General features: G+C 48.5%; 9 protein-coding genes. 8 read left to right on the top strand and 1 reads right to left on the bottom strand.

What is annotated here, in order from left to right:
- The 7 genes from HKN79_05975 to HKN79_05945 all read left to right on the top strand — a co-directional run.
- The coding region (locus HKN79_05975; GenBank protein NNC83105.1) for a F0F1 ATP synthase subunit A at positions 1-312 on the top strand (312 nt) is incomplete at its 5' end.
- A gap of 48 nt (positions 313-360) precedes the next feature.
- Positions 361-618: an ATP synthase F0 subunit C gene (gene atpE, locus HKN79_05970; GenBank protein ID NNC83104.1), complete on the top strand. Its 258-nt coding sequence runs from the start codon at positions 361-363 to the stop codon at positions 616-618.
- A 19-nt stretch (positions 619-637) separates the two neighbouring features.
- Entirely contained in the window at positions 638-1141 is a 504-nt protein-coding gene (locus HKN79_05965; GenBank protein NNC83103.1) for a F0F1 ATP synthase subunit B, read from the top strand.
- A gap of 1 nt (position 1142) precedes the next feature.
- On the top strand, positions 1143-1703 hold the full coding sequence (atpH, locus tag HKN79_05960) for an ATP synthase F1 subunit delta (GenBank protein NNC83102.1): 561 nt from the start codon (positions 1143-1145) through the stop codon (positions 1701-1703).
- Positions 1704-1724: 21 nt separating this feature from the next.
- Positions 1725-3302: a F0F1 ATP synthase subunit alpha gene (locus tag HKN79_05955; GenBank protein ID NNC83101.1), complete on the top strand. Its 1578-nt coding sequence runs from the start codon at positions 1725-1727 to the stop codon at positions 3300-3302.
- On the top strand, positions 3302-4180 hold the full coding sequence (gene atpG, locus HKN79_05950) for an ATP synthase F1 subunit gamma (GenBank protein NNC83100.1): 879 nt from the start codon (positions 3302-3304) through the stop codon (positions 4178-4180). The genes HKN79_05955 and atpG overlap by 1 nt, the downstream gene beginning before the upstream one ends.
- Positions 4181-4243: 63 nt before the next feature.
- Entirely contained in the window at positions 4244-7840 is a 3597-nt protein-coding gene (locus HKN79_05945; GenBank protein NNC83099.1) for a GHKL domain-containing protein, read from the top strand.
- Here HKN79_05945 and HKN79_05940 read toward each other — a convergent pair.
- The gene (locus HKN79_05940) at positions 7835-9055 is read right to left on the bottom strand and encodes an anthranilate synthase component I family protein (protein NNC83098.1); all 1221 of its coding nucleotides are present in this window, start codon (positions 9053-9055) and stop codon (positions 7835-7837) included. The two genes, HKN79_05945 and HKN79_05940, sit on opposite strands and share 6 nt — an antisense overlap.
- A gap of 194 nt (positions 9056-9249) precedes the next feature.
- On the opposite strand from HKN79_05940, the gene HKN79_05935 reads away from it, so the two are divergent.
- Positions 9250-10536, top strand: coding sequence for a T9SS type A sorting domain-containing protein (locus HKN79_05935; protein NNC83097.1), 1287 nt, complete (start codon positions 9250-9252; stop codon positions 10534-10536).
- The last annotated feature ends 87 nt before the right edge of the window (positions 10537-10623 follow it).

Genomic DNA, 10623 nt, shown 5'->3' with positions numbered 1-10623 from the left:
GTGCCATTGCTTCCTATCATTACATTGATCGAGATCATCGGAGTCTTCTTGAAGCCGCTGATACTCGCCATTCGACTATTTGCCAATATCACCGCTGGACACATCACCATTTTGGCATTCATGAGCTTGATCTTCATCATGGGTAAGAATGGAGAGGCACCCGTTGTCGGTTGGGGTACAGGAGTCGTATCAGTCATCCTATCGATTATCGTGACCTTCTTGGAATTGCTCGTAGCATTCCTGCAAGCATTCATCTTCACCCTGTTGTCTGCAACATACTTTGCAGCGGCAACGGAAGAGGCGCATCATTGATGGAACTACAACAGAATTTGAATAACAACTACATATAAATAAACAGAAATGGAATTAATGAACATTCTACTTCAAGGCGCAGCAGAAGCAGCACCTATTCACCTTGGACTTGCAGCTATCGGTGCTGGATTGGCAGCGATCGGTGCAGGTATCGGTATCGGAAGGATCGGTGGTGATGCCGTTCAGGCCATGGCACGTCAGCCAGAGTTGGCCAACGACATCCGTACCAATATGATCTTGACTGCCGGTCTGGTAGAAGGAGCCGCGATCATCGGTATCGTTGTTGCTTTCTTGGTCGTACTGTGAGATTATTTAAAGTCAAGTGATGATTCTCGCAGGATTACTCAGTCCGGGTATCGGTCTCCTCTTCTGGATGACCCTTACATTCCTCATCGTCCTCTTCCTTCTGAAGAAGATGGCATGGAGGCCTATTCTTGATGCTCTTCGTCAGCGCGAAGAGAATATCGAGTCTGCCCTCCAGTCTGCCAAAGAGGCAAAAGAGGAGATGGCCCGGCTCAAAGCCAGCAATGAGGATCTTCTCAAGGAGGCGCGAAATGAGCGCGACAAGATGCTCAAAGAGGCTAAGGAGATCCGAGAGAAGACCATTGCAAAGGCAGAACAGGAAGCAAAGGAGAAGGCGCAGGCCATTATGGATAGAGCTACGGCTGATATCCATAACGAAAAGATGGCCGCTATGACCGAACTCAAGAACCAGGTAGCTGATATCTCCCTGGATATCGCTGAGAAGGTCCTCCGCAAGAAGCTTGCTGACGACAATGAGCAGAAAGCGCTCATTGATGACCTCGTAAAGGATATCAACTTAAGCTGATATGAAAGAGACGCGAGTAGCTTCCCGATATGCCAAATCGCTCATCAGCCTGGCCAAGGATGAAGGGCAATTGGAATCTGTGCATGAGGATATGACCCTCGTTCGCAATACCGTGGATGAAAATCGCGAACTGGCCCTACTTCTGGATAGTCCCATTGTAAAAGGGGATAAGAAGCTGGTCATCCTGCAACAGATCTTTGCAGGAAAGATCGGTGCCATGAGCCAGAAGTTCATAGATATCCTAGTCAGGAAGCATCGTGAACACCTCATCGATGATGTGGCCGAAGAGGTCCAGAAACAATATCTCGTCCTCAAAGGAGTGGTGCGGGCCGAGGTCGTCTCCGCGATACCGCTCAGCGAGGAAGAGAGAAACGAAGTACTACGTGTGGTCAAGCAGATAGATGGCCGTTCGGAGGTGCAGCTCAAAGAAACAGTTGACACATCCATTATCGGAGGATTCATCATCACCGTAGGTGACAAGATGGTCGACCAGAGCGTAGTAGGGCGGTTGGAGAAGTACCGTCAGAAATTCAATAAGAATCAATACATAGCAGACCTCTAAGTCTGCTCAAACGATAGTAAAATGGCAGAAGTCAAGCCAGCTGAAGTATCAGCGATTCTCAAAGAGCAATTGGCCGGAGTGTCATCCGATGCCACCTTGGAAGAGGTAGGAACAGTGCTACAGGTAGGTGATGGAATCGCCCGTCTGTATGGACTGTCCAATGTGCAATCCGGTGAATTGATCGAATTCGAGAATGGCCTACAAGGAATCGTCCTGAATTTGGAAGAAGACAACGTAGGAGCTGTACTGCTAGGTACGGCAGAAGGGATCAAGGAAGGAGACAAGGCCAAGCGTACAGGTCGTATCGCATCCATCAATGTAGGTGAAGGCATGCTCGGAAGAGTAGTCGATACCCTCGGAAATCCGATAGATGGTAAAGGACCGATCCAAGGCGAGACCTTTGAGATGCCACTGGAGCGTAAAGCGCCAGGTGTGATCTTCCGTCAACCGGTAAACGAACCCCTACAGACCGGGATCAAGGCGATCGACTCCATGATCCCTATCGGAAGAGGGCAGCGTGAGTTGGTCATCGGTGACCGTCAGACTGGTAAATCGGCCGTGTGTATCGATACCATCATCAATCAGAAGGAATTCTATGATAAAGGTGAACCGGTATTCTGCATCTATGTGGCCATAGGTCAGAAAGGATCTACCGTGGCCCAAGTGGTCAACACCTTGGAGAAGAACGGTGCATTGCCCTATACTGTAGTGGTAGCTGCCAATGCCTCTGATCCGGCTCCTATGCAGTTCTACGCTCCGTTTGCAGGTGCTGCTATCGGTGAGTATTTCAGAGATACAGGTCGTCCGGCATTGATCGTCTATGATGATCTTTCTAAACAGGCGGTGGCTTACCGTGAGGTATCACTTCTGCTCAGAAGACCTCCGGGACGTGAGGCATATCCTGGAGATGTATTCTATCTGCACTCCAGACTTCTCGAACGAGCGGCCAAGATCAATGCCACTGATGAGATTGCTCAGCAGATGAATGACCTGCCTCCTTCATTGGAAGGAAAGGTGAAAGGTGGTGGATCCTTGACCGCACTGCCTATCATCGAGACTCAAGCAGGAGATGTATCAGCTTATATCCCTACCAACGTGATCTCTATCACAGATGGACAGATCTTCCTCGAATCCAATCTATTCCTATCCGGTGTCCGTCCTGCGATCAACGTGGGTATCTCGGTATCGCGAGTAGGTGGTTCGGCTCAGATCAAGTCCATGAAGAAGGTTGCAGGAACATTGAAGCTCGATCAGGCCCAATACAGGGAGTTGGAAGCATTTGCCAAATTCGGCTCGGATCTGGACCCAGCGACTATGGCAGTCCTGGATAAAGGAGCAAAGAACGTGGAGATCCTCAAGCAAGGACTGAACTCTCCCATGCGTGTGGAGCAGCAGGTAGCTATCATCTACTGTGGTACCAAAGGTCTTTTGAAGAATGTGCCTGTAAATAAGGTACAGGAGTTTGAGAAAGAGTTCCTCATGGTCATGGAGAACAGCCACAAGGAAGTGCTGGATCAATTGGCCCAAGGAAAACTGGATGATAACATCACCGGCACTTTGGAAAAAGTCGCCCTTGATCTAGCAGCCAATTACGCTTAATGGCCAATCTGAAGGAAATACGGACCCGCATCAAGTCGGTACAATCGACTCAGCAGATCACCTCTGCTATGAAGATGGTATCTGCAGCCAAGCTGAGAAGAGCTCAGGATGCCATCGTCCAGATGCGTCCCTATGCGAACAAATTGCAGGAGATACTCGGAAATCTGAGCTCTAGCTTGGATACTTCAGAGAATGTCTATGCGCGTGAGAGTGAGTTGAAAAAGGTCCTTTTGGTCGCTATCAGCTCTAACAGGGGTCTGGCGGGTGCATTCAATGCCAATATCATCAAAGCGGCCATTCGGTGGTCCCAAGAGAATCCGGGTGTCGAGTATAAGGTCCTTGCGATCGGTAAGAAGTCCAATGACTACTTCAAGAAACAGGAGAATACCATCAATGCCGATCTGAAGGCCAATACGGTGGACATCTTCGAGAACTTGAATTTCAGTTTTGTTTCCGAGATCGCTCAAGAAGTCATGGACGAGTTCGCTTCCGGGAAGTATGATCAGGTCCATTTGATCTACAACAGCTTCAAGAATGCCGCTACGCAGATTGTAAAGACCGAGCAATTCCTTCCAATCCTTCCACCTGAGGTCGACCCTGAGGACACGCAGAATACCTCACTGGATTACATCTTCGAGCCAAATAAAGAAGAGATCGTCAAGGATATGATTCCCAAATCCTTGAAGGTTCAGCTCTATAAGGCCATTCTCGATTCATATGCAGCTGAACATGGTGCTCGTATGACGGCCATGCACAAAGCCACCGATAACGCAGGGGAGATTTTGAGAGATCTCAAGCTTACCTATAACAAGGCCCGTCAGGCGGCTATCACGGGTGAGATCCTGGAGATCGTGGCAGGTGCTGAAGCGCTCAACTGATCATTTGATCTTTATGGCATAGTCTTAGCGGCCGATCGGCTGAATCGTTTTCTTTGATTCACGGTGAGATCAGCTAAAGACCCCTCTATACTTTTTGTAGGCACTCGGCCCATACTCATCGTGTGGTCCTTGATCTTGCTCATCGGGGCTATCGCCTTTGACTACTATTCATCCAGTGAGGCCTCATTGAGGTATACGGTGGATCGCATAGAACAAGGCGTACAAAAAGCACAAGGCAACTTAAGGAACGAACTAGTCACACTGCTCGATTACGGGGATGAGGAGCTTTTCGAGCACTTCGAGCAATCGAAATCCAGCTATGAGGAGTTGGGCTCCTCCTATTTCGTTTTTCATCAAGACTCCTTGGTCGCTTGGAGCAGCAGCTCCGTTCCCCAAGTGGACTTATTGCCCGATCTATATCGCTCAGGGCCGTGCATCCTTTTGGCCAATGGGTGGTACCTCATGGAGCGCAGAGAGGCCGGAGATCGGGTCTTCTTCGGACTCTTCTTGATGAAGTATGAGTACCTCTATGAGAATCGCTACCTCGTCAATGAATTCCACCCCTACTTCCAGGTAGAGCACCACCCGGAGGTGACTTTTGCTGCAGATCAACGATCTGAACCGGTTCTGGACCTCGAGGACCACGTACTATTCTATCTATCTCTGGATGAGGATTCACTTCATCAAGAGACCTCGGGAATCTGGATCCTAGCGAGTATACTACTCTGTTTGTTCTTTCTCGTCCGTACACTGTTCGATAGACTCTTTCAGAGAGATGCCAGACTCAGTAGTTTCTTCTTAGGGGCACTGGGAATCGTGGTGTTCAGGATGCTGACCTTGGTCTGGAATCCCTTGGAATTGCTTGGAGACCTGAGTCTGTTCCAAGCCTTTACCCTCGGGCACTCCTATTTACATCCCGACCCTGGAGCTCTGGTGATCAATGCATTCTTGCTATTGCTGCTCTGCTATGTCTTCCGCAAATGGACGGATCGCATTGCTTGGAAAGGACAATGGACGGTGTTCCACGTACTCTTAGTAGGCTATTTCATCGGAGCCCGTGGATTGGACGTGCTCTATAAAGAATTGATACTCCGGACCGATATCAATTTCGACATCAGCAATTTTTTCGACCTCGACCTGTTCAGTATTGTCGGATTGCTGGGTATCGGCTCCTATCTCATAGCTGCGTTGTTCTTGGCTCAAGCCTTGACCGATTTCCTGCTGAGGACCATTGATTCGAGCAAGAAGCTCTGGGTGATCTATCTGACAATGGGGTCAGGTCTCATCGCTATCAATCATTATTATGGTGTGGTCGATCTCATCAAGGTGCTTTGGCCCTGGATGATCCTCACCTATTTCATGCTCATGCATCGGGTGAGATTGCGAGGCCCTCGATTGGTCTATGTGCTCGGAGCCATGGCATTGTTGTCCCTCTATGCTTCTCATATGTTGGAGAAGCACATCATCAAGAATGATAGGGAGCAACTGGCCATAGTGGCAGAACGCTTGATGGAAGGAGAGGACGAAGTAGCTGAACTTCTCTTCGATGACATGCGGGACCGACTGGAAGGAGATAGCTTGATATGGCAATTGGCCACGAAAACCCCCTTCAATGAAGAGCGCCTGCTCATCCAGTTCCGTCAGGATTACTTCAATGGATATTGGACGAAGTATGACCTAGCATTCGATCGGGTCAGTCCAGCGGAGTTGGGTCAGAGTGGTTTTCGGGATCTCCCTGATTCAGTGGATATGGGATTCAGCCGTATATCCCAAGAGGAATTGGGCTTGAACTATGTCTTCTTCAAACGCTTGGATGCCAACAAGGTCGTACTAGGACTATTCGAGCTCAATATCATCCCAGAAGACCTTGGATTTCCTGAGCTATTGATCGAGGGGGATCCTACAAGTGGTAAGGATATGGCCCAGTACTCCTTTGCGCAGTATCACGAGCGCGAACTGGTGGATTCCTACGGAGATTTCGATTATCGACTCGAGTGGTCGCAGGATATGGATGATGGATCCAGATACTATCAGGAGCAAGGGTATTGGCATTTCCCATTCGATAGAGGACAGGACACCTACATCATCTCCACTCCGCGGAAATCATTCATCGATCGCTTGACCACCTTCACATATTTGTTCTGCTTCTTAGGCTTGATGATAGGTCTGGCCTATTTCATCGAGCGCATACTCATCGAGCAACGCTGGCCAAGAGCCGATCTTCAGTATAAGGTCCAGTTCCTAGTGATCAGCATCCTCTTCACGTCACTCTTCGTATTCGGCCTAGGGGCATACTACTACATTCTCTCTCAACATACCGCCAACAATGAGAAGATCCTATCTGAGAAGGTTTCTTCGGTGCTCATAGAACTGAGTCACAAACTGGAGAAAGAACAGGCTATCGGAGATAGGGAGAAACTGGAGGTCTATCTGGATAAGTTCGCCAAAGTCTTCTTCACTGATATCAATCTCTATCAATTGGATGGAGAATTGATGGCATCTTCTAGACCTCAGGTCTTCAATCGGGGCCTCATATCCGAACAGATGGACCCTGGAGCCTATAAAGCCTTGAGGTTCGATGCAGAAAGCAAATACATACATGAAGAACGGATCGGAGGTCTGAACTATCTATCGGCCTATGTGCCATTCATGGATAGTGAGAAGAACGTGCTTGCTTATCTCAACCTGCCCTATTTCGCCAAGCAGAAGGAATTGGAAGACGATCTATCTCGATTTGTTGTGACAGTCATCAATGTACTGGTGCTGCTCTTTGTGATGTCGATCCTGGTAGCGGTGCTCATCAGCAATTGGGTCACCCGTCCCTTGCAGATGTTGAAAGATAATCTAGCAGCGATCCGGTTGGATCAGACCAATAAACCCATCGAGTATTCCGGTACGGATGAGATAGCCAGCCTCGTGGAGGAATACAATGCCAAGGTCGAGGAACTACAGGCCAATGCCGAACTTCTCGCAAAAAGTGAGCGCGAGAGTGCTTGGAGGGAAATGGCCAAACAAGTGGCCCATGAGATCAAGAACCCCCTCACTCCGATGAAGCTGAGTATACAGTACCTACAGCGGAGTCTTCAGGATCGTGGAGAGGATTGGGAACAACGATTCGAGCGCAGTACCGATATGCTCATTGAGCAGATAGACACATTGAGCGCAATTGCAACGGCCTTCAGCGATTTTGCACAGATGCCCAAGGCACAGAATGAGCGATTTGCAATCGGTGTACTGGTCGATCAGGTGGTCGATCTATTCAGTGAAGAACCCAAGGTGGAGCTCTTTCTGGAGAATCAAGTCGATGCTCATGCTGAGATCATAGCCGATAAGGATCAGATAACGCGCCTTCTTACCAATCTGATCAAGAATGCCATACAGAGCATACCAGATGAAGAAGAGGGAAAGGTAGTGGTCGATCTTCAGTCCAAGGGGCATCAGTATATCTTGGAGGTTCGGGACAATGGTACCGGAATACCTGAGGATATGCATGAGAAGATCTTTGTACCCAATTTCACCACCAAGAGTACAGGAACAGGACTGGGACTGGCCATGAGTAAGAATATCGTGGAGCAGGCCGGAGGACGTATCTGGTTCAAAAGCAAAGAGGGCGTAGGGACTTCATTCTTCGTCAGCCTACCAATGCCTCCGGATTCATAGGTCGATTCCCAATACGGCCATCATTGCTCGCGCCTTTAGGATGGACTCCTCGTATTCCTGCTCGGGCTCTGAGAGAGCAGTGATCGCACCTCCTGCAGCCACACTGGCCTTTTTTTGGGCATCGTCATAGAGGATGCTCCGTATCACTACGTTGAGAGTCATATCCCTTTGCGGAGTGATCACACCAACTGATCCCGAATAGATACCTCGTCTGAAGTCCTCATGCTCTTCTATCAACTCCATCGCTCTGATCTTAGGAGCTCCGGTCATCGAGCCCATGGGAAAGCAACTTTTCAGGAGATCGATCAGGTCATGTTCTTCGGCTAATTCGGAACGAACAGTACTGATCATCTGGTGTACCGTCTCAAAGGAATATACCTCACAGAGTTCTTCGACCTCTACACTCTGTGATCGAGCAGTGCGTGATAGGTCATTGCGTACCAGGTCGGTGATCATGATATTCTCTGCCCGCTCCTTGATGTCGGATGCGAGTTCTTTTTTCAGTCGTTCATCTTCCCTAGGGTCGAGGTCCCGCTTGCGGGTCCCTTTGATAGGTCTGGAGCGTACGGTAGCCCCAGATTTCTCCAAGAATAACTCCGGACTTGCGCAAAGCAGGTGGAGGTCTTCTACGCGAAGATGACAGGCAAAGGGTGCTCGGGTCATTGAATTGAGTCTTTGGAATGTCACCCAGGGGTCGATATTCTGAGAGTCAATGGTCAATTCCTGACAGTAATTCACCTCATAGATATCTCCCCGTTGGATATGTGCTTTAAGAGATTCCACTTGGGAGATATAGCGTGATCTATCTATCGAAGTGAAATAGGCTTTGATAGTCTCTACCGGAGGAGAGTTATATAGTGTGAAAAGTTCTTGTTTCAGACCCTCCACATCTAATTCTCTCCTATTCAGTTGAAGCACTTTCAATTCACCGAGTTCCCAGGAAAACACGATATCCGGAACGAACAGGAACAATGATGGAAATGGAATGGCGCATGGATTGTTCGACCCCAAGGCTTCCAGGTCATCTTTCAATTCATATGAAAAGGCGGCACAAATGAATTTCCCTTCGTTCTTTCTGATGAATTCCCGTGCGCTATCCCAGGCCCCGATAGGATCATGTACTTCTAGCAGATCGACCGCTCCAAAGGCGTGGATATCTGGGCCGTGGCCATTCGAATGAAGATGTAATTGAGGAGATATGGAGCGTAGGATCACGGCTCCGAAAATACAGGTCCGAGATAATCATTGGATGTTATGCACAGGCAACCTTATGGTAAAAAGTACGTCAAGTAACTGAAAAGGTGTTAGATTTGTGTAGAGGGATGTCTATATTAAGCTGATAGTCATAGACTTGCTTAGAGCGTCAAAGCATAGAGGTCCCAAGGATAATTGAGAATAAAACCGCGTTCATGAAGACATTCTTTACCCTCGTCCTCACAGCATTACTCTCGATTTCTGGTTATTCTCAAGCTCGTATGATCTTTGAAGGGAATATCGGACTGTCGTTTGCAAATGGCTCTTCAGCCAATCCAGTGTATCTCGTCATCGACAATCCGGATTCGAATGCGTTGACCGATGGAGGAGCTCCAGGTGGTCCTGCCATCCTATCCGAAGATGAGTATCATATCGTCAAATGGAATATTGATAACTCTACGGGTACCTACACTGTTCCCTTTGTAAGTCCTACCGGAGGAGGATTGGATTATGTTGCACCTAATGTTGTTATTTCTGGTGGTGCGGCTGGAAGTGGAAGCATCGAATTCTCTACATACCATCACGATGACGTAGTGGCCAATGCTCCCTCTGATGTGAATCACATGAATCAGCATCCGAGTGGTGCGCCTGGCGGAGAGTTATTTGCAATGGATCGTTTTTGGATCATTGATGCCGTTAACTATACCACCAAACCTTCTATGGTGCTTACCCTGTTCTATGATGAAGATGAACTAGAAGGAACAATGGTGGAGACGAACATGATCATCCAGCGCTACAACAATACTTCAGACCGCTGGTTGGATCTCAACCTGACGGGATTGGTGGTACCCAATGCACCTGGAAACTTCATCTCGACCGTCCCTATCATCAGCGATGCGGACTTCTTCCGCTCATGGACCATTTCCAGTTCGACCAACCCGCTTCCGATCGACCTGCTCTCCTTCAATGCTGAATGTAAAGGCAATGGTTCGGTGGAATTGACTTGGTCTACTGCATCTGAGATCAATAATTCACACTTTACTTTGGAGCGTTCTGAAGACGGTATCATCTGGGAGACCTTCGCAGACATGATACACGGAGCTGGTAACTCCAGTACGCAGAATGACTACACCCACTTGGACAATAACCCTTTCCGTGGATTGACCTATTACAGACTTACTCAGACGGATTTCGATGGGACGTCTGAGACCTTTGACCCTATTGTCAACGATTGCGATGGAGTGGGATTCGAGATCATCTCTGCACTCAGCCCTGAAGGATCGGATCAGATCCAGCTGGTAGTGAGCGCTGCCCGCGATGAGGCATTCGATATCGAAGTGATGGACATGAGTGGCAAGTCTGTGCTCTGGACATCCAATGTTGCCATGTTCGAAGGACTCAATTATCTACGTCTGGACAAATCGGACCTAGGATATGGCATCTACATCATCAAGCTTCAAAGTCAGAATGAGTTGATGACGCGCAAGATCTTTTTGAATTGATTTTACCGAGCGACCTAACGAATAAAGGAGCCCTGCTGATGCGGGGCTTTTTTATACCCAATCGATAGGTCTCTTGGAGTGTTCCTT

Source organism: Flavobacteriales bacterium (assembly GCA_013001705.1).
GTDB lineage: Bacteria > Bacteroidota > Bacteroidia > Flavobacteriales_D > JABDKJ01 > JABDLZ01.
The sequence above is the reverse complement of the archived record's forward strand: the minus strand, read 5'-3'. Positions and strand labels throughout refer to the sequence as shown.

Bases quoted from the DNA above. Each gene is read 5' to 3' on its own strand.
- atpE (NNC83104.1), top strand. From the start codon at position 361: ATGGAATTAATGAACATTCTACTTCAAGGCGCAGCAGAAGCAGCACCT.
- HKN79_05965 (NNC83103.1), top strand. From the start codon at position 638: ATGATTCTCGCAGGATTACTCAGTCCGGGTATCGGTCTCCTCTTCTGG.
- atpH (NNC83102.1), top strand. From the start codon at position 1,143: ATGAAAGAGACGCGAGTAGCTTCCCGATATGCCAAATCGCTCATCAGC.
- HKN79_05955 (NNC83101.1), top strand. From the start codon at position 1,725: ATGGCAGAAGTCAAGCCAGCTGAAGTATCAGCGATTCTCAAAGAGCAA.
- atpG (NNC83100.1), top strand. From the start codon at position 3,302: ATGGCCAATCTGAAGGAAATACGGACCCGCATCAAGTCGGTACAATCG.
- HKN79_05935 (NNC83097.1), top strand. From the start codon at position 9,250: ATGAAGACATTCTTTACCCTCGTCCTCACAGCATTACTCTCGATTTCT.